We start from the raw sequence: 20,446 nt of genomic DNA on the forward strand, positions 1-20,446 counted from the left end.
GCTAAGTATAACCGGATGAAACATTAGGTGCGATGAACCGAATAATTTCTGTAACAAAGAAATAAAGTTAAAGCTTTTAAGGATAGTATACTGAAATTAAGACATTTACTTATTATTCGATAAATGTCAATGCGCAAGTTCTCCATCCAAACCGGCTGCCTTAATCACTCCTGGAAATCAGTCTTCTGAACCAATAGAACAGATATGCAATCCTGATATTAGTTCCATGGCCCTGATATCTTTAATTAATTCTAGTGTTATGGCAAGACTTTCTGCTTTACTAAACCAGGGAATTGCACGGATAAATCTTGCTTTGTGCAAATCCCTTCTTTTATCCACATTTTAGCCGTCAGCTTGCAACTGGTTGAACCTTTATTGATATACGTAGTTTAGATACTCATTATTGTGATTCTTACAATCTCCTGTCTTTTTCTTTAATGGCCAGGTCGTTGATGCTTGCGAATCTTCTTTGCATTAATCCGTTTTCATCAAATTCCCAGTTTTCATTTCCATAAGCCCGGAACCATTGTCCGTCTTGGTCATGGTATTCATACTCAAACCGAACGGCGATGCGGTTTTCTGTAAAGGCCCATAATTCTTTTTTCAATTTGTAGCCTAGTTCTTTTTGCCATTTGGTGGATAGAAATTTTACGACTTCTTCCCGGCCATTCACGAATTCAGAGCGGTTTCTCCATTCGGTATTTACCGTGTAGGCAAGGGAGACTCTTTCGGGATTCTGGCTGTTCCAGGCATCTTCGGCGAGTTGGACTTTTTGTGTAGCGGTTTCGAAATTAAACGGCGGTAAGGGAAGTTTCTGTTCCATAGCAATGAGTGAAAAGTGATTGAATAATTCGGGCATTAGTAAATAATTTACTTTCAATGATAGCGCTTTCAAAAAGAAAATAAATATGATCGCTGTTAATGTTGGTATCCGGATTCCTGAACAATCTGATTCACACCAGTAGCATTATAGCCCTGATAATCAAACAGTTTTGAAACTGCTTTTAAAATTCGTTGTCCGGGTTTTGTCTCTTTGTTTATCATAACTTTGGAATTCGGAAAAACAGAATCGTCCCTTCTTTTTGGTATAACAAATATATGTTTACATCCTGCCGGTCTTACTGTAAAAGTCAATGAATCTGTGGTAGTATTCAGGGGGATGTCCTCATTTTTTTACGTATATGTGCCAGAGTATAAGTGCAGCAGGCAGTTTAAAGGTAATATTTGGTTGCTCCCACTTTTTAAATAGAATTTTATTATCCAAACCGGATTAGTTTGATTTCCAAAGTTGTAAAACTAATGGCGGTTCTCTATTTTTGATATTATCATTTGGTCAAAGAATTTCACACAGTTAGAAGTGCTTATTAAGGATACATATGGATAGTGGCCGACCGGAAATTAATTTGCAATCTGATCATGTGAAACATTTCAACTCATTTGGAATTGTCAACTGGAAGGAAACTGGTATTGGTGAGCCTGAAAGTTGGCCTCAAAGTCTTCATACCGCTGTTGAAATTATCCGGAATGTATCTTTTCCTATGGCAATAGCGTGGGGTGCTGAATATTGCATTTTGGCTAATGAGGCTTTTAAACAACTAATAAACCGGCTTGGTTTTTTGTCAGAAACCGCCATGCCTGCCGGGTTGGTTTTTTTAGATACCTGGCAGAAAATAGAGCCTGAATTTGATCAGCTTACCAGTCAAAATTTAGAAATATCCTCTTTTTTATTATCGGATAATGACGCAAACAGTTGCGAATTTAAACTCAGTATCATCAGACTGGAAAATAGGAATACGGGCGGGATTTTAATTGCAGCCTCTGAAATTAAAAATGATGAGGTGGCATTAAAAGAGTTATATCAAAGCAGGCAAGCGTTGGAATTTGTTGTTGATGCAGCAGATCTGGCAACATGGGACTACAATCCGGTTACTGATGAATTTACTGCTAATAATCGTTTTAAAGAATGGTGCGGACTGCCTGAGAACCATTCCATTCTGCCGCCAGAAGCCTTGGTAAGAATTTCGGAAAAGGATCAGGAAAGGGTTATAAAAGCTATTGAAACTGCGCTGGATTATTCTTCCGGTGGGCGATATGACATTGTTTATAGCATCATGGATGGCATAAACGACCGGGAAAGGATTGTCAAAGCAAAGGGAAAAGCTTATTTTAATGACAACAAAAAAGCTTATCGTTTCAATGGAACGCTGGAAGATATTACCGTTGAAGTTTTGGCACATCGGGCTTTGGAAGAAAGTGAGCAGCGTTTCCGGACTATAGCCGATACGGCTCCCAGCCTGATTTGGATGTCGGGCTTGGATGGTTTGTGTTATTTCTTTAATAAAGGCTGGCTGGATTTTACAGGCAGGAGGGTGGAACAGGAAATAGGTATTGGCTGGACCGAGGGGGTCCATCCTGATGATTTAGAGCGATGTCTGGCTATTTATCGTACCAGTTTCGCCGCGCAAAAGGAATTTTATATGGAGTATCGCCTGCGTCGTTATGACAGAGTATATCGCTGGATCAGTGACAAAGGTGTGCCGCATTTGGATATAGACGGCTTATTTCTGGGATATATCGGGGGATGTATGGATATTGATGAACAGAAAAATTTTGCGGCCGAACTTGAATTTAAAGTGGAGGAGAGAACTGGCCAGCTTAAAGAATCTAATGCGAAATTAAATGCCAAAAACAGAGACCTGGAACTAAGAATTTTGAGCGAATTTTCCGAAAGTTTTGCCGCTTACAAATCGGGGCAGGAATTTTTTAATTCACTCATACAGGATTTATCGGTTAAAAGCCAGATGGACTATGTATTGTTGGGTGAGTTGCTCCCGGTGGGAGAAGATTTTTACGATATCAAATGTTTTGCTGTTTCTGAGTTTGGTAAAATTGCTGAGAATTTTCAATATCCTTTATTTGATGGCCCATGCCGGGAAGTTATTAACGGAAACGTTTATAGTTATCCAAAAAACTGCCGCATTACATTTCCTGAAAACGAAACCATGGAGCAGTTCAAGGTCGAGGGATATATCGGTTATCCCTTGTATAACAATGAAGGGCGCATAACAGGACTAGTAGCTGCTATGCATCAGCAGGAAATTAAGGAGGTTTCTTATGTTGAATCACTTCTTAAAATTGCAGCCAAACGTGCAGAACTGGAACTTGAACGGATGCGGAATGAAATAAAACTGGCAGAGCAAAACAAGGAATTGCAACGTCAGAACGCAGAACTTGATTCGTTTAATTATATTGCTTCTCATGATCTTCAGGAGCCGCTTCGGAAGATCCAAACCTTTATCAGTCTGATTCAGGAAACTGAGCATGAGCATATTTCTCAGTCGGGAAAAGGATATTTTTCAAGAATTACCGCTTCCGCAAGGCGTATGCAAAATCTGATTGTGGATTTGCTGACTTATTCAAGGGCGAACAATTCTGAAATTCATTTTACTGAAGTGAATCTTAACGAGCTTATTGAAGAAGTTAAGGCAGATTTGTCGGTATCAGCTCAGGAGAGAAATTCAACAATAACCTGTGCAGATTTGCCGGTTCTAAAAGTTTTACCGCTGCAAATGCACCAGCTTTTTTTGAATTTGATTGAGAATAGTATAAAATACAGCGAGCCAGATAGAGCTCCTGTCATCAAAATAGCCGCAACGGTCGTAAACGGACAAAAGGTTTCGGGAATTGAGAATATAAATACCAATATCAATTACTGGAAAATCAGCATTGAGGATAACGGTATTGGTTTTGATCAGCAATATGAGCATAAAATATTTGAGCTTTTCCAGCGGCTGCATTCCAGAAACCAATATGAAGGAACTGGCATTGGTTTAGCGATTTGCAAGAAAATTGTTACTAATCACCTTGGTTTTATTTCAGCCAAAGGTCATCCCGGAATTGGTTCTGTTTTCAATATATTTCTTCCTTTTCAGGTGTAAAATATCTTTGGCCGGACAAGTAATTCGGGTTTAAGCCAACGGCCAAACCGTTAATGTTGTTACTGAATTGTTTGGGAAAGGCCTGTGTTAATGGCCGGAATTTTATTTGAATTGTCATAAAATCAATATAGGAGATATCGGCGCGACAGATTAAATAGTAGTTATTCTATCAAAAATTTTACAACCATCCACTAAATAATTGTACCTATGCCTAACCAAATAAATGCTGCGTTTGAAAAAATTGCAACAAAAATCACGAACTGGACGGGAAGCTCGCCTGCATTTGTTATTGCATTTTTAATTATCCTTGTCTGGGGAATAACGGGGCCGTTTTTTAATTACTCGGATACCTGGCAGCTGGTCATCAATACCTCTACCACCATTATTACTTTTTTGATGGTGTTCATTATCCAGAAATCTCAAAACAAAGATTCGAAGGCCATACAACTTAAACTGAATGAATTGATTGCAGCAAGCCGTCATGCCAGTAATAGAATGGTTGATATTGAAGATTTAACAGAAGATGAACTGAATATTTTACATAAATTTTACCAGAAACTTTCAGACATTTCAGAAGATGACCAGGACATTCATCATTCACACTCCATAGATGCGGCGGAAGATTTACAAAAGAAAAAGAATAGTTACAAAAAAACAAGGAAACCGGATGAAGGTATTGTTGAGCAATAATTGTCAAAAAACTAACCCGGAATTATGTATGCCGGGTTAGTTTTTATTATTTTGACAGGTTGTAAATATTCTTATTTTAATTGTCTGAAATAGACATTGTTGCTGATCGATTCCAGTTTTATTTCAGGGCCGCCGCCATTCATTGTACCTTCCAATAAATAGCCTACAATAGGATTTTTCTGCTTTTTGTCTTTATAGTCAATTGTGAAATCTGTATAAACTTCACCGGTAATTGTTTTCATGCCAAGGTTGGCGCCTTTCGACTTTGGCCAGCTCATATCTACAAAACCGCTGATCGTTTTAGCATGTACTGCCGTCGATGCACCTTCAATATCAATATTTCCATTTATGGTTTCCAGGATAAGTTTTGCCTGTCGCGGAAGAAAAACCTGGTAATTGATTTCGCTGCATACATAAAACCGTTTTCCGTCTTTTTCAGAGTTGTAGGAGAATTTTTTATCCGGACAATCCGTTGCTTTACCCTGCGAAAGCATATCCTGGTCTAAGTCAGTTTTGAGTGAGATTTGCTGGGCAGTATTGGCTGTGGTTACCGTTAATGCATCGTTAAGTTTGCCGCCATTAATTGTTGCTGAGATGTGCACAGAAACTTCGCTCTTATCCCAATAACGCACTTTGATGCTATCCCCGAACCGCAGATTGAGATTAACAGTTTGTCCGGGAGTGAAAGGTAATTTTTTATCAATAATTTTTTGTGAAAATGCCTGGTTGAATATCAGAACCAAAAGCAAAAATGTATATTTTTTCATAGCTAAAAAAGTCAGGGAGATTACCGTTTATTTTTGTTTCCGGATGTAAATATTATTGCTGATCGTATTCAGCTGAATTTCCACGCCACCGCCGTTGGTTGCTCCTTTCACGGAGGATCCCATACTTATTTTCGACATGCCGTTTTTCTCATTTTTCAGACCAAGGTCAAAGTCAGTATATATTTCTCCGTTAATCGTATGAAGGTTTAAATTAGATTTCACACTTGCCGGTAAGGTTACGTCAACAGAACCGCTAACAGTAGAAATTGCTGATGGCTTTGCCTGATTCAGATTCTCGTAAATTACTTTTATTGAGCCACTTGTACTGTTTGCTACCACGGGGCCGCTCACACGAAGGAGGTCAATATCGGCGCTGAGTGTACTCACTTCCAGGTCACCGTCCATATTGCTGATCGAAAGTCGGGAGCCGCCTTGCCAGTTGGTTTCCTGAAATTTAATGGCTACTTTTTTAGGAATACGGATGGTGTATTTAATGGACATTCGTACCGCCTTTTCAATCTTTATAGCGCCGTCGTCTTTCGTTACCGACAAGCCAATTCCGGTGTTGTCTTCCACACCATAATAAACTGGTTTCAATCCTTTTGCACGTTCAGGAAGCGGATCAATTTTGGAGGATGCCACAATGGAAATCTCGTCGGTATTAGTCCCTTCGATCGTGATTTCGCTTGCATTCATCTCAATGAGTACTTTTTGATCTTTTGAATTGGCCAGTTTCGTTTTGTATTCCTGGGCATGGACGTGCGTAGCGAGCCAGAGGATTACGGCAATTAATAGGGGGATTTTTTTCATGGACTTTGTTTGAAAATTGTGAATTGGTATAATTAATTTGAAAAGGGCATAGAAATCCTGCTCTCCAAAATGGAGATTTGTAATTCCGGGTAGTAAATATTTAAGAGGCTGGATCTTTTTCCTGATTCAGAAAGCTGAGTCCTTCTTCCGCTTTGGCCCGAACGACTCCCAGTACTTCCTGATTTCTCGCGATACGTTGAATTTGCTCCACAGCACGTTTTTCTTTCATTCGTACCAAAGCCTCGATAAGCCTGATCTGAAGATTCGGATCTGTTTGAATTGATAGCGATTGGATCAATGCCTGACGCACACCGGCTTCGTTTTCAAACCGGAGCAAGGCCTGAAATGCGGCCAGTCTGACGTTTACGTTTACATCAAAATTGAGGACGTTAACCAGCAATTCAGTTATTTCTGCATCTGCGCCGGACAATTCATAACTCTGAGAAACGGCCTGGATCCGGTCGCTGGCAGAAGTGTTTTCTGATTGATCAAAAGCCAGTACTTTTCTCATTTTTAAAACCGGCTCAGCCTCAGTGCCAGAAATGTAATTATTTTCAGAATTCTGATTTTTGTTTACTTTATAATTGTAAATAAAACCGGATGCAAAACCTGTAATTAATAAAGCAAGTCCGGCGGCTATGCGTAAAGACCAGCTTGTCAGAATCTTTATTTTTGCCGATTTTTTACTTACAGTTTTCTCTTGCGTATGAAAATCGAATACCATTGTTGGCTGCTCTTTTCCTGCTTCTGCGAAGTAGCGGAATTGTGCCGTGTGGCTTTGCAAATGGGCAGGAATATTATCATTTTGAAAAAACAACCGAAGATATTTTTCTTCTTCAAGTGTCGTTTCTCCGTTATAATATTTATCTAATAAATTTTCAATATCCTGGTTCATAGTCATTGTCTTTTAAATAATTCTCCCTCAACCTTTGGCGTGCTCTGGACAAAATCACCCGGATGTTGGCAGTGCTTAGTCCCGTAACTTTTTCAATTTCCTCAAAGGAATATTCCTCCACATCCCGCAAATGAAGTATAAGTTTCTGCTGTTCAGGCAGTTCTCCAATCAGTTTTTCGATAAGGGAAGCATTGTCTGCATTTTCAACTTCCTTGTAGGGAGAAACCTGATTCGCCTTTACTTCTGTCATGTCAAAATCATAAGCCATCTTTTTCCTGCCATGAGATTTAATCCGGTCCAGACATTCATTTCTGGTCATTTGTACCGCCAGTGCTTCTACACTTTGATAACTTTCCAGTTTTTGTCTGTTCGTCCAAAGTTTTAAAAGCACATTCTGCGTAACATCTTCCGCCTCTTCGCGATTGCGAAGAAACATTTGAGCCAGCCGAAAAAGGCGTGCTTGTACGGGAATGATATGTTGCTTAAAAGCTTGTAAATCCATTTCAATGACAAAGACGACTGAACTTGAAAACTGTTACAGTTTAACCGGATTTTTTTAATATTAACGTTGAATTTAAATCAAAAAAAATCCATAATAATCTGTTTGTTAGATTGTTATGGATTTTTTATTTTAAAAATAAATTACTAATTAATCCGTCCTTATCGCTTTAACCGGATTCATAACCGCCGCTTTGTAGGTAACAAGACCAACCAAAATGCAAACGACCAAAGAGAAAATGAAACCGACCGATGCAAAACTAGCCCAACCGATTTCAACCCGATAAGCATAATTTTGCAGCCATTTATTCATACTGAAAAAAGCCAGTGGAAAAGCAGTCAGCATCGCTGCAAGGATTATCATTAAAAACTCCTTCAAAAACAACATCGTGACGCTCGCAAAGGAGGCTCCAAGAACTTTCCTTATTCCGACTTCACGCGTTCTCCTGGCGACATTCATGGAAACCATTCCTAAAATTCCTAGTAAAACAATGATGACAGAAAGTATTGCTGCCACATTTGCGGCCCGTTTTAATTGCATTTCCGATTTATAAAGTTTTGCCAGTGTATCATCCATGAAAGAGTATTCGAAAGCTGTTTCCGGCATTAATGTCCGCCATTTATTTTCAATCGCGACAACGGACTGTGAAATATTCCCGGCTGGAATTTTAAAAGAGAGAAAGCGATAGATATTCGCATTTCGAATATGGAGAAAAGCCAGAGGCTTAATTTCCTTATGCATCGATTCAAAATGGAAATTTTTGACAATACCGCCAATGGTGAGAGGAGTGGAGCTGAAATGCATTCTGACCTGTTGCCCTACGGCATCCTGAGGATTCATAAAACCAAGCGATTTTGCAGCTTCTTCATTCAGGACAATTTCATCTGGCCGGTAAACGCCTTGTTTGGCATAGAAAAACTTTCCGGCTAAAATTGAGAGTTGGTAAGTATCTGCATACTTTTCATCGGTGGAAAGAATTTGTGTATAAATTGCCTGCGTGGAATCCTGGCCGATTTTGTATAATCCGGTGTTTCCTCCAAAATTTCCATTCGGAATTTCATAAGATAAACTTACCTGATCAACTTCTTTCAAACGAGCCATTTCTTCCCGGATTCCCTCCATTTTTATAAGGCCTTCCGGTGTCCAGTCTCGTGGTGTTGCTATGGAAATGATGGATTCTTTATTATAACCCAAATCTTTACTAAAAAAGTAACTGACTTGTCCGGCGACCAAAGTTGCTGCAATAAATACAAATAGTGCAATTGAAAACTGGGCGCCGATTAACACTCTTCGGAATAAAATATTTTCCTTTACCGATTTAAGTTTCCCTTTAACAGATTCTATGGCTGGGAGAGACGATAAAATAAATGCGGGATAAATACCAGCCAGCAATGCTGTTATAGCGGTAATAAAAACAATAATAATCAGAGAATAAGGCAGCAGTGAGAAAACGGAATTTATATTTTTCCCGAGCATATTTTCAAAATATGGTCGGAATAATTCGTAAAAACCGATGGAAAATAACATCGATACGAAGGTTAGAATAAAAGATTCGGCCAGAAATTGGAAGATTAATTGCTTTCGCATACTTCCAAGCACTTTCCTGACACCAATTTCTTTGAGTCTTGATGATGAATTTCCTATAGAGATATTGACAAAATTAACCACCGCCATTATTAGAATAAAAACGGAAACACCAAGAAGTGTATAGATCATTTTTCTGACCAGGCCGTTATTTTGTTCCATGTAAAATTCTTTCAGCGGCGTCAGATATACCTGTAAATTGGCTTTGTCATTTTCCGTTGCGTTGGTATTCAAAATTCTGGTAATTGGTTTTTCAAGATCTTTTGTTGTTACATCCTTTTTAAGTTCTATAAAAGTGATCATGTAAGGAAAGGACCAGCTATCGGATCCATTTCTACCATTCAGACCTTTTAACGGAATGAAAATTTCGGCTGGTAATTTTAAGAGATTTGTCACAGAATTATTTGGGAGAGTTTTCAAAACTGCCGTTATTCTGAATTCCTGTTTTCCACCCACGAAATTGTCCAGGGTAATATTTTTGCCTAAAACATCATTTGTCCCAAAATATTTAACGGCTTTTTCTTCAGTAAGTGCAATTGAATTAGGTTGTTGCAACGCCGTCCGCGGATCGCCATAAATGAGTGGGAATCCATACATGGAAAGTAATGTGGAATCTCCTGCCTGTACATCTTCGCGGAAATGTTTTTCGCCATTTGAAACGGCAACCGTTATTCCATCGTAACGGTAATAATTAGCAACCAGATTTGGATATTCTTCTTTAAGCGTTTTTCCCAGCGGCCCGAGTGTAGCAATTTCGACACCCATATCCGGTTGTTTCCATTTGCTTTGCAGAATGTATTGGTTGTCCGGCTTTTTTAAAGAAGTATTTACCTGTAACTCACCCCAGACATAACTTCCGATCAGGAAGGTGAACGTCATACCGGCAGATAATCCAAGAATACTTACCAGTGAAAAGAATTTTCGTTTGACAAGATTGCGCCAGGCGATTTTGAAGTAGTTTTCCAGCATGAGGTTTTTTGTAATAAAAGTAAGAGCCTCAAAGCTGCTAATCTAATGTATGAAAGCTATTTAACGAATTTTAACTTTCATACATCATAATCAATTAAATCTTCACCTGAACGGTCAGGTAAAATCCTCGTCCGTCCGAAGGTAAAATTCCAGGCCCGGGATAACCCGTAGCACGTCGGGTAAAGTACATGCTGTTTGCCAGATTATTGACACTTCCTTCAAATCTCAGCTTTTTGAATTCGTATGAAATGCTGGCATCCATTATTGTGTACGATGGAATAAGCCCGACAACACCTGTTACACCGCCGTCAACCGCGTTGGTTGCTTCGGTAAACTGGTCGGATAAATGGGTATATTGAAAAGATGCTTTCAGATTTTTATAACCAAAACGTACACCGGATTTTATATTGAATTTTGGCACAAACTCAACTTGCTTTCCTTTTACACCAACGATCTCACTTTCTTTATAAGTTGAATGAATGACTGCAATATTGGTAAATAATACACCGCTGAAATTCGTTTTTGGCATTAACAATCTTAAAAAATCAGCTTCTCCATAAGATTCCAGTCCCATAATAACCGCCCGGCCAACATTTCCTCTTTTTCTAAGCACGCGGTTGCTTTCATCATAAAATTGTACTTCCCCGATACGATTATTATAATTCAGGTAAAAACCACTGACATCAAAATTATAAAGTGAAGTCTGGTAACTTCTGATTCCAATGTCCAGCGAATGACCTTTTTCATCTTTCATATTCGGATCAATAACCGACGAAGGATTTGAAATCCGCATATCGCTGAAAGTGATTGACCGGTAATTTTGGGATATATTTCCGTACATGTCCAGATACGGAGCGGGTTTGTAACTTAGCCCCAGGCCAGCAATGACAAATTGTCTTCCATTGGTTCTGTATTCATCTGTTTTAGAGATATTGATGATATTACCCGCTAAATCTCTCGAAATGTTTCCGTAGTAACCGTCAGCAATTGTGTTAATATATTCAAAGCGGACACCAGGTGTTACAGAAAACAGGTCATTGACGTATAAAACGTTTTCAGCAAAAACAGAAACATTCCGGTTTGGAAAACGATAGTCGTAAGTAACCAGTTTGTCAGCATCTGCAAAATTGAAATTCGCATCTTTTCCGTTGCTTCCGGCACCTTGTAAACTGTGGTTGAAACCGTGATAATACCTGGATCCAACAAGCAAAACGGATTGCATTTTTCCAATGTAATGGCGTTTAAGATATCTTGCCTCCGCTCCCCAGTTCGTGAAATTTCCTTTGATTAAATCTCTTTCACTATTATCATCGACAGTGGCAACGCGGTTTGGTCGGAAACCCAACGAATAACGAAAAGCTGATAATCCAAAAAGCCTCAGGTTAAATTCGTTCATTGAATTAAACTTATGGTCGAAATTTAAAGCGAGCATATTCCAGTTGACTTTAAACCAGTTACGCTCCCGGTTGCTTTGGCGTGGATTTGTTTTGAACATATCATCTGATTGTCCGCCAGGCTGTTGTGCCAGATAATTCATGTGTGTGATGTCGATACCAACTTTCGTTTTTTCTGAGATTTTGTAATTAACATTAGAAAAAACGGTCACATTGTTGAAATGAGAATTCGATCTCCATCCATCGCCTCTTTTGTATTGAACAAAAGTATAATAACTCAGTTTTCCAACCGTTCCACTGGCGCTCGTAAAGGAATTATAAAACCCAAAAGAGCCGCTACTTTGCCTGACAACCAATTCCATCTTTCGGTTTTCGACGGGTTTTTTCATTACAAAATTCAACAATCCGCCAAACTGCGTTCCGTATTGCAAGGATGCTGCACCACGAATAATCTGTATTCTGCCCACAGATTCTATTGGTGGCGTGTAATAACTTTCAGGATAACCAAGCGCATCGGCACTGATATCGTAGCCATTTTGCCGGACATTGAAATTGGAACTCCGGTTAGGATCCAGACCCCGGCCACCGATACTAAGCTGTAATCCGGCTCCGTCATTTTCATAAATATTTAGTCCCGGAACTCGGGCATAAACTTGTCTTGCGTTGTTTGTAGCCAGATTTGCAACCAGTTTATCAGGCAAAATCACTTCTGTTTTTTTGCCTTCATAAATTCCCATATTTTCAACGCCGCGCATCCGCGTATAGCCAAAATCACTTTGTTTTTCGGTGACTGTAACTTCTTGCAGATCATTTTCTCTGTTATGCAATTCAACTTTTAGAATAACGGGCTGGCCATCTGCTTTAAAAGAATGCTGATATGATTTGAAATCGGGGTGGGAAATATGTACGGTATGATTCCCCAAACTTATAGTAGGAATGACAAATTTACCCTGCTCATCACTTGTTGTACTTTGCGCTCCTTTGGTCACATAAATCGTGCAACCTTGAAGTGGAAGACTATCTTTTTTTGAAATAATAATTCCCGAAAGCTGGGCTTGTGCCAGCGTTTTGGTCATTATCAGACAAAATATAAAAATATTAAAAACCTTTAATTTCATTATCAAAGTGAGTTATCCAGGATTTATGTTGGAATGATTCGATTTCTGCGGCCAGGTTAACGTCCGGACTAATCAATGGTTTTCCTAACCGGCCATTGAGCGCGACGTAAGAATCCACGTATACCTCCGGATTTTTGAATCCATGCCGGCTGTAATAATCCCGAAGTATATGGGCGTATTGTAAAATCATGTCAGGTTGGGTTGACATGGATTTTTCCTGTAAAGTGGTCAAAAACAAATTGTTATTTACAATCAGGCTTTTCCCTGTTTTATCTTTAATCTGAAACTGGGTATAACCCGCTTTTTCCATCAACATCACACGCCAGGAAAAACGATAGCCTTCTTCTGTCCAGAACAATTCGCCGGGGTATGTTAAATACCGAAATGGGATTATAAGTTGAACTAGAAAAAAGATTAAAAAAGTCGAAATAACAATGTTAGTAGCCAGTTTGCCAAGAATGTATTTTTTGTCATTTGTCAAAAAGGAAACCGGTATTCGCAGTAAACTTCCGAGTCTGAAAATTATATTTTCATGAAAAGTGCCCGAGAAGAAAATCAGGGCCGTAACGATCATAATGTACGGAAACATGCCAATCGGAAAGAGTATAGCCGTAAGTCCGTGAAAAATAACCACGGCAATAAAAGCATAAGGACGTGTTTTTTTATTCCAAAGAAAAAATGGAATGGTCAGATCATAAAGGCATCCAAACCAGCTGAATACATAAGGAATCCATTGATAATTAAAAAGAAAACCGATGACCGGCATATCGTTTTTTGCCGGTAACCAAATTCTGAGCGGCAAAGCATTTATGAGCCAGTCACTGTTTAATTTGGCCAGACCTGCATAGAAATAGAGAATGCAAACCATGGCCTTAATGGAAAAAATGCACCAAACGGGAATCTGATTGGCATGAATATTTTTATTCCGTCCGGCGTCAAAGGAAAAGCAAACATGAGCAGGCAAAAACATCAGCATAAAACTGATAATACTTACAAAATAATAATGATTGAGGTAAGTGGATTTGTCGATCAGTTCGATATAAGTAAAGCTTAGGAATAGTCCTACAATGGCAATTCTGTAAAATAAACCCAATGCAACCAATAGGGCAGAAATGGCACAAATCGCAAACAGCAAATAGATGTATTCGCCCATTGGTTTTATGAATTCGAAACCGTAAAAGGGGAAAAAATATTGAGGTTTTATATACAACTGTTCGATCCAGCCTTTGCTCCAAAAGCGTATTATGCTCAAAAAAAGCATGGTTCCAAAAGCAATTCTGAAAACAGCTAAGGGAGCGGCAGAAGTATAAGATCGTAAAGTTTTTAACACAATGTGAATTTTATCAGTCTCCGTCGTTATCGGTGTAGGTAATTGTAATACTCATCGCAGAAGTCATATCGACTTTCAGCATACGTACGGCTTTTTGCATTTCCGTATAAGTATCTTTCATCGCCTGGTTGTTGCTTTTTACCTCGTCGTAAAGATTTGGTTTTAACGCATTCAGTTTCGTTTTGATCACTTCAAACTGCGTATTCAGGATTTCACTTAACGTCTTTCCCGTTGCGCTGTCTTTCGCTCCCAAAGCGTTCAGGTAAGTTTTTAAGGATGCGCCTTCAACACCGGTAGTGAAATTCTTTCCATTAAAAAAGTCGACGAAAGCTTGTTGAGCAGTTTTTGCCAAAGTCAGCGACAAATCCTTTTTGTAAAAACCTTCTACTTTTTCAGCCGCCGGAATTCCGTTTAACATGGCTCCGGAAGGAATGCCGAATTTTCCTGATCTGATATATCTTTCATAGTGAAGCACATAAGCATTAACCATCAGGGAAGACGAAGAGCCAATATCCAATCCTGTTTTGTTTACAAATGTTTCACGCGCGGTACTGCTCCAGTCGGCTCTTACTTTATTGATCAGGCCGCCCATTCTGTTGGTAAGGCGATTCAAATGCGCAAGACGTTTAGCTCCTTCCGTTGGCGCTCCATAATATGCTAAAATGGCTGCGTCATCCGCGCCCACACCATTGATCATATAATCCAAAGCCGGAAACCCCTGTCTGTCATAGGAGGCAGGGACTTCAAAGTTTGGTATCAGTTCGGAAATATCGCTGTTGATACCAGCAACATTGGCAGGATAAATATTGAAATAATTTCGGATTGAATATTTTTCTCCCGGGCCAAATTCAAAAAGCTCAACTTTTTGCCATTCCACATAAGCATCGGCCCAGGCTTGTCTTAATGCAACTAATTCCAGCTGCTCAGGTTTTACAAGGAAAGCGGTTCTTTTAGCAAGCATTAAATCAAACTTTGCTTGAAAACTGGCGTATGAAGGAATAATGATATTGTCGGCCAGGTTGGTCAGCATATCTTTTCTGTTCTTGTCTTGTACGTCAATGGTTTCTGTCGGAGCATCGCTGCCTCCTGAACATGCCCATAATGTACTTGTTAAAAACAAGATTAAGGCACTTTTTTTGAAGTTAAGTAGTGTCATCTTTTTAAACAATAATAGTGGACTGGTGCGCGAGCAACCAGTCCACTTCGGGAAATAAATAACGAAATTTATCAGATCTTAAAGCTTGAATTTCGCTGTGATAGCGTCAGAAGCTGCATTGATTTTGTCAGGAGTCAAGTCCCAGAAACCATTTGCAGAACCAACAAGTCCAACCAGAATAGCATCAGAGAAAGCTGCATCCGCTCCGTTGATCGAAGCATAACGTAAAGAATAAATAAATCCAAGACCTTCACCCATAGCGTGTGCACGTGCAGCATCCGTAGTTGAAGTTTTCCATTTGCCCAAATAACCTACTGCGGCCTGGGCAATGGCTCTTTCCATTTCCGTTCTGATGAAAGTGGCCTGTGTTTTCAATTCCGTAGCATCGTTGTTAACGATAGCGGCGCGTCCTTTTACAAAAGCAGGATGGATTTTCGCGTAGTTGGCTTTGTTATATTCCCAAATATAAGATCCAAGGAATGATTCAGGGGCATTTCTTACGGCGTCCGTAGCACCGGCAAGATATATAGGGTTTAAAGTTAATAAACCGTATGCTTCGTCCCAGTTATGTTCCAATGCAGTATATTTTTTACCAGATACCAATGATTTGTTATCAGCTTCAAGGCCTTTAACGAACAACACATTGGAAATATAATCTAATTGAAGTGCTCCGATTAATCCTTTCTGGATAATTTGGGCATGTTCAATTCCTTTTGCATCAAGAAGATAAGTGCCTGATTTTCCGGCTACACCTTTTGAAGCTGCTTTTTTTACAGATTTGCTTGCATCGGCTATTGCTGCAAAACTTGCTTCAAGATAAGTATTTGCCGCATTGATTTCCGCCGCAGTTTTGGAAGAAGCTGTTTTGTCTTTTAGCTGAACACCAGATGAATTCAATGTTGCTCCGACGATTTTTAAAGTACTTACATCTACAAAAGGATTTGATGTATTCGCAAACATGTTTTTCATTACCGTTACATCCAGTGTAGCCGAATCTCTTACGGCAGCACCTAAGTAGTAATTCAGTCCCTGGAACATTCTGTAACGATTGTTAGCAGTTGTCAGATCAACCGTTGTGTCACCTTTTGCATCAATAAAAAGTGCTTTGTAAGGAGTGGCTGCAGTAACTTTTGCATAGTCGATTTTGGTGCGCAAATCCGCTGCAACAGGTGGTGTAACAGGTGAATCATCGTCATCACTACAAGAGGAAAGACTAACTGCTACCATTGCTGCGAACAATAGCGATTTAAAAGTAAATCTGTTTTTCAACATTCGAGAAGTAAGTTTTGTTAGGATATATGCTGCATTTGGGCGCGATTATTTAGACTAATACCAAATGATCGATGCAAACATATACATTATTTAGAATTAGAACAAATTGTTTGTCTTTATTGAAGTTATTAATTTGCTTGGAATCTTCTATTTTTCTCTTAATGTGTCTGTTAACTTTCTAACAATCAATTAATCAATCGGTTGAGGAAATAAAAAAAATCCTGAGAGAAATCCGGTTTGAATGGATTCTCCTCAGGAGTTTTTAAAGAGGTTGGCTTATTTAAACCTTAAATATCATTTACCGCCGCTGGTATCTTTTTTATGTTTTTTGGAATAACTTTTTTCTGCTGTTTTTGCTTTTTCAAAATCAAGTACGACGCCGTTTATGCAGTAGCGTAAACCAGTTGGCGGGGGACCATCGTCAAAAACGTGGCCCAAATGTGACTTGCATCTTCCGCAGGTTACTTCGGTTCTTACCATTCCCAACGTTTTGTCGGTGTGATAAACGATGGAAGTTTTGGTGATCGGTTCGTAGAAACTTGGCCAACCGCAACCGCTGTCAAATTTAGTATCACTCTTAAAAAGTGGATTGCCGCAAACTGCACAGTAATAAGTTCCTATTTCTTTTGACGTTTCAAATTTACTAGTGCCAGGGCGTTCTGTTCCCTTTAATCTCGCCACCTGAAAAACTTCTGCGGGAAGAATCTTTTTCCACTCAGTTTCTGATGTTGTTACTTTATTCGTGTCAGTGTGAGAATAAACCGGACTTTTTTGCTCCGTTGTCTGTGCAAATGAACTTTGAAACCAAAATGCCATTACGCCGCAAACGAGCATCACTAACTTAATTTTCATGTTTATCTGGTTTGAAGTCCTGATGTAAAATATACGAAATTCGCATCCGTAAAGATTTAACATTCAGGATTTTTTCATTGTTCCGCTTTGTCAAAAAAAATGTTATATTTTTTCATTTTCCGTTGATAAACCAGGAGTCTGGCTGGAAATTTATTTTGCAAAAAAATGACTAAATAAATGAGGACAAATCCTGAACACCCAGCATTCTTGTTGTGGTAAAACCTTCACCATATTTGACACCGATTGCGTGTCCCATTTCCTGGGCGCGGGCGATGATGAAATTTAAAAATTCAGGAGACGAAATATAACTTTGGGGTTCTTTACTGTTCTCGTCATAATCTGCGTTAAAAAACTGGCTCTTGAAAGCTCTGATGGCCTGAACTTTCTGATTGTGAAAATCAGTAATATTTACGACAAAATCCGGTTTGATGTAACGGTCCTGGATTATATGAAATACCAGACGAGGTCTCCAGGATTCCTGTTTATTTCCTTCACTGTCAAAGGTTTCAATCATTCTCAGTCCCGAATAAAAGCAACTGTCAGATACCAGTTTCCCACCGCGCGCATGATCCGGATGACGGTCGTCGAAAGCGTTGGTAATGACAATATCGGGCTGATATTTTCTTATAAAAGGAATGACCGCTTTTTGATGCGCTTCGTCGTTGGCAAAAAATCCATCGGCAATGCCTACATTTTCACGAACGGAAATTCCCAGGATACCAGCAGCATCAGCAGCTTCCTGGATGCGACCTTCCGGCGTTCCTCTTGTACCCAGTTCTCCGCGTGTCAAATCCACTATCCCGACTTTTTTTCCTAATGCCATTTGTGCCAGCAAAGTACCGGCGCAGCCTAGTTCAACATCATCAGGATGGGCCGTAATGGCCAAAATATCAAGTTTCATCAGGTAAATATTTTATTTTTTTTCTAAAAAAAATGGAGCTGAATTAAATCCAGCTCCATTTTTCTGATTTATTTAATTCTTATTTTTTGTCCTAAACGTAAGGTTGAACGGGTAGAAATCCTGTTCTTTTTGGCAATGGTTGAAATCGAAACACCATATTTTCCGGCAATGGATGATAACGTATCACCGGAACGCACTTTATGCAAAATCGAGCGGGTATAAGCTACGGGTGCATCTCCGGATTCAAATTCACTTTTCGTTGCACGTCCGCCGCGAAGGTGATTCCAGACACTGCTTGTTAACAGAAAATGATCGGAACGGATTTGTTTATTATCCCAGTCAAAAATATTTCGGGCGTCAAAAGGATTTCCTTCATAACGGTTTTCATAATGCAAATGAGAACCTGAACTGCGGCCGGTGTTACCACCTAAACCTATCACTTCCCCCGCCTTAACCATTTGTCCGGATTCTACCAATTGCTTGGAAAGGTGACCGTATAAGGTTTCAAGACCATTGTAGTGACGTACCAGAATAAATTTCCCATAACCACTTCCGTCCCAGGCCACGATCCTGACCATACCGTCATAAGTAGATCTGACTGTATCACCCGTTTCCAGGTCAAGGTCGGTTCCGTTATGCCAGCGGCCCCAGCGATAAGCAAAGTTGGAAGTCGTTTTTGTTTCCCCCATCGGCGCGCTCCACATGCGGTTCAGGGCAGGATTATATAAGGTGAGGTCAACAGGTTCGTCGAAATCCAGCGGACTTAATCCATAAGGATTGATAGTCCGTGAATCCCAAATCACATAATATTCGGCAGATTTTACCCATTCGTCACCAACCAGCAGAGAGTCTACGACTTCTACAACGTCGGTTTCTCCTTCGTCAATCGTTGAAGTATCTTCACTGACAACCGGGTTCAACGGTTTCACTGGTTCAAACTGGCTTTGGAATTTTAAAGTAGAAGTTTCAACTTGAAATTCGTCCTCGGGCTGAGGCGTTCCTACTTTGGTTGGGCCTTCATTGGCATTACTGCCCGCCTGGTTGATTTTCGGGTTTTTTTTGAACTTTCCTCGCTCTTGTGCTTGCGTGTTCCAGGGGATCAGACACACGACCATTAGCAAACCAACAATAAGCTTTTCTCTCATAAATATAATTACTGTATCGGGCTTGGCATTGTGATTTCCACAATGCCAAGCCCGATTTTAATGTCAAATGTATCCGGGTTATTCTTAATTTATTTCAAGGATGTCATCGGCGATCACTTCCACTTCACGCTCCATCAAGAAACGTTCAGCATCCAAAGCGGCCATACAACCTGTTCCGGCAGCGGTAATAGCCTGACGATACACATTATCCTGAGCATCACCACAAGCAAACACACCCTGAACATTGGTATGTGCACTTCCTTTGATGGTTTTGATATATCCGGTTTCGTCCATATCAATATAACCTTTGAAAATTTCGGTATTTGGTTTGTGACCAATCGCTACGAAAAATCCGGTTACGTCAAGAAGTGTTTCTGCTCCGGTTTTGTTATTTTTAACTAAAACACTTTCCAAACCTTCTTCTCCGTTCAAAGAAACAGTTTCAGTGTTCCAAAGAATTTCAATATTCGGAAGCGTTTCCAAACGTTTCTGCATGATTTTAGAAGCGCGCATTTCATCACGACGCACTACCAAATACACTTTGCGAACCAATTTGGCAAGATAACTTGCTTCTTCGGCAGCAGTATCACCAGCACCTACAACCACTACATCCTGGCCACGGAAAAAGAAACCGTCACAAACCGCACAGGCAGAAACGCCACGGCCGTTCAGTCTTTCTTCACCTTCAATACCAAGCCATTTTGCAGTGGCACCGGTAGAAATAATCACCGAATCAGCTAGAATTTCTTTTTTGCCATCAATGATCACTTTGCGCGGGTATGAAGTGAAATCAACTTCTGTTGCCATACCGTAACGGATATCGGCACCAAAACGTTTGGCTTGTTTTTCGAAATTGATCATCATTTCGGGGCCTGTAATTCCGTCAGGATATCCCGGATAATTGTCAACTTCGGTAGTAATCGTCAATTGACCACCAGGCTGGGCTCCCTGGTAAAGAACAGGATTTAAACCAGCTCTTGAAGCATATATAGCAGCGGTGTAGCCGGCAGGACCGGAACCAATGATAAGGCAATCTACTTTTTCAGATGTCATGTTAATTTCTTACTTATAGTATTCAAAAATCTTTAATTCAAGCATTTACAGTGCAGAACAGCCATTTTGCTAT

18 protein-coding genes are annotated in these 20,446 nt (G+C 39.8%); 2 read left to right on the forward strand and 16 right to left on the reverse strand.

The window, feature by feature from the left end; all coding sequences use genetic code 11:
• Nucleotides 1-177 precede the first annotated feature (177 nt).
• From FDK13_RS35375 to FDK13_RS10735, 3 genes are all read right to left on the reverse strand, one after another.
• Nucleotides 178-339: a hypothetical protein gene (locus FDK13_RS35375; protein WP_170982777.1), complete on the reverse strand. Its 162-nt coding sequence runs from the start codon at nt 337-339 to the stop codon at nt 178-180.
• 73 nt (nt 340-412) lie between these two features.
• Nucleotides 413-859: a nuclear transport factor 2 family protein gene (locus FDK13_RS10730; RefSeq protein WP_229216001.1), complete on the reverse strand. Its 447-nt coding sequence runs from the start codon at nt 857-859 to the stop codon at nt 413-415.
• Between the two features lie 59 nt (nt 860-918).
• The gene (locus tag FDK13_RS10735; protein ID WP_137339983.1) at nt 919-1,044 is read right to left on the reverse strand and encodes a TetR/AcrR family transcriptional regulator; all 126 of its coding nucleotides are present in this window, start codon (nt 1,042-1,044) and stop codon (nt 919-921) included.
• Nucleotides 1,045-1,376: 332 nt separating this feature from the next.
• Here FDK13_RS10735 and FDK13_RS10740 point away from each other — a divergent pair, with 332 nt between their 5' ends.
• The gene (locus tag FDK13_RS10740) at nt 1,377-3,938 is read left to right on the forward strand and encodes a PAS domain-containing sensor histidine kinase (protein WP_137339984.1); all 2,562 of its coding nucleotides are present in this window, start codon (nt 1,377-1,379) and stop codon (nt 3,936-3,938) included.
• A gap of 207 nt (nt 3,939-4,145) precedes the next feature.
• Nucleotides 4,146-4,628 carry a low affinity iron permease family protein gene (locus FDK13_RS10745; RefSeq protein ID WP_137339985.1) on the forward strand — a complete coding sequence of 161 codons (483 nt, stop codon included), beginning with the start codon at nt 4,146-4,148 and terminating at the stop codon, nt 4,626-4,628.
• A gap of 71 nt (nt 4,629-4,699) precedes the next feature.
• Here FDK13_RS10745 and FDK13_RS10750 read toward each other — a convergent pair whose 3' ends face one another.
• The 13 genes from FDK13_RS10750 to trxB form a co-directional block, all read right to left on the reverse strand.
• Nucleotides 4,700-5,395: a DUF4097 family beta strand repeat-containing protein gene (locus tag FDK13_RS10750; protein WP_137339986.1), complete on the reverse strand. Its 696-nt coding sequence runs from the start codon at nt 5,393-5,395 to the stop codon at nt 4,700-4,702.
• Between the two features lie 27 nt (nt 5,396-5,422).
• A complete protein-coding gene (locus FDK13_RS10755; RefSeq protein ID WP_137339987.1) occupies nt 5,423-6,205 on the reverse strand; it encodes a DUF4097 family beta strand repeat-containing protein in 783 nt (260 codons plus the stop codon).
• Nucleotides 6,206-6,305: 100 nt separating this feature from the next.
• A complete protein-coding gene (locus FDK13_RS10760) occupies nt 6,306-7,100 on the reverse strand; it encodes a HEAT repeat domain-containing protein (RefSeq protein WP_137339988.1) in 795 nt (264 codons plus the stop codon).
• The gene (locus FDK13_RS10765) at nt 7,084-7,602 is read right to left on the reverse strand and encodes a GFO_1088 family ECF-type sigma factor (protein WP_137339989.1); all 519 of its coding nucleotides are present in this window, start codon (nt 7,600-7,602) and stop codon (nt 7,084-7,086) included. The genes FDK13_RS10760 and FDK13_RS10765 overlap by 17 nt, the downstream gene beginning before the upstream one ends.
• Nucleotides 7,603-7,749: 147 nt before the next feature.
• Nucleotides 7,750-10,152 carry an ABC transporter permease gene (locus FDK13_RS10770; RefSeq protein WP_137339990.1) on the reverse strand — a complete coding sequence of 801 codons (2,403 nt, stop codon included), beginning with the start codon at nt 10,150-10,152 and terminating at the stop codon, nt 7,750-7,752.
• 94 nt (nt 10,153-10,246) lie between these two features.
• Nucleotides 10,247-12,622: a TonB-dependent receptor domain-containing protein gene (locus tag FDK13_RS10775; RefSeq protein ID WP_229216002.1), complete on the reverse strand. Its 2,376-nt coding sequence runs from the start codon at nt 12,620-12,622 to the stop codon at nt 10,247-10,249.
• Nucleotides 12,623-12,644: 22 nt separating this feature from the next.
• Nucleotides 12,645-13,994: an HTTM domain-containing protein gene (locus FDK13_RS10780; protein ID WP_137339992.1), complete on the reverse strand. Its 1,350-nt coding sequence runs from the start codon at nt 13,992-13,994 to the stop codon at nt 12,645-12,647.
• Nucleotides 13,995-14,007: 13 nt separating this feature from the next.
• Nucleotides 14,008-15,150: an imelysin family protein gene (locus tag FDK13_RS10785; protein WP_137339993.1), complete on the reverse strand. Its 1,143-nt coding sequence runs from the start codon at nt 15,148-15,150 to the stop codon at nt 14,008-14,010.
• Nucleotides 15,151-15,228: 78 nt separating this feature from the next.
• Nucleotides 15,229-16,422, reverse strand: a complete 1,194-nt coding sequence (locus FDK13_RS10790) for a DUF4856 domain-containing protein (RefSeq protein ID WP_137339994.1) — start codon at nt 16,420-16,422, stop codon at nt 15,229-15,231.
• Between the two features lie 294 nt (nt 16,423-16,716).
• Nucleotides 16,717-17,274, reverse strand: coding sequence for a peptide-methionine (R)-S-oxide reductase MsrB (gene msrB / locus FDK13_RS10795; RefSeq protein WP_137339995.1), 558 nt, complete (start codon nt 17,272-17,274; stop codon nt 16,717-16,719).
• Nucleotides 17,275-17,443: 169 nt separating this feature from the next.
• Nucleotides 17,444-18,175: a bacillithiol biosynthesis deacetylase BshB1 gene (gene bshB1 / locus FDK13_RS10800; protein ID WP_137339996.1), complete on the reverse strand. Its 732-nt coding sequence runs from the start codon at nt 18,173-18,175 to the stop codon at nt 17,444-17,446.
• A 68-nt stretch (nt 18,176-18,243) separates the two neighbouring features.
• On the reverse strand, nt 18,244-19,320 hold the full coding sequence (locus FDK13_RS10805; protein ID WP_137339997.1) for a M23 family metallopeptidase: 1,077 nt from the start codon (nt 19,318-19,320) through the stop codon (nt 18,244-18,246).
• Between the two features lie 84 nt (nt 19,321-19,404).
• Complete coding sequence (gene trxB / locus FDK13_RS10810) at nt 19,405-20,373, reverse strand: thioredoxin-disulfide reductase (RefSeq protein ID WP_137339998.1); 969 nt, start codon at nt 20,371-20,373, stop codon at nt 19,405-19,407.
• Nucleotides 20,374-20,446 lie beyond the last annotated feature (73 nt).

The sequence above is a fragment of the Dyadobacter frigoris genome (genome assembly GCF_005280585.1).
GTDB lineage: Bacteria > Bacteroidota > Bacteroidia > Cytophagales > Spirosomataceae > Dyadobacter > Dyadobacter frigoris.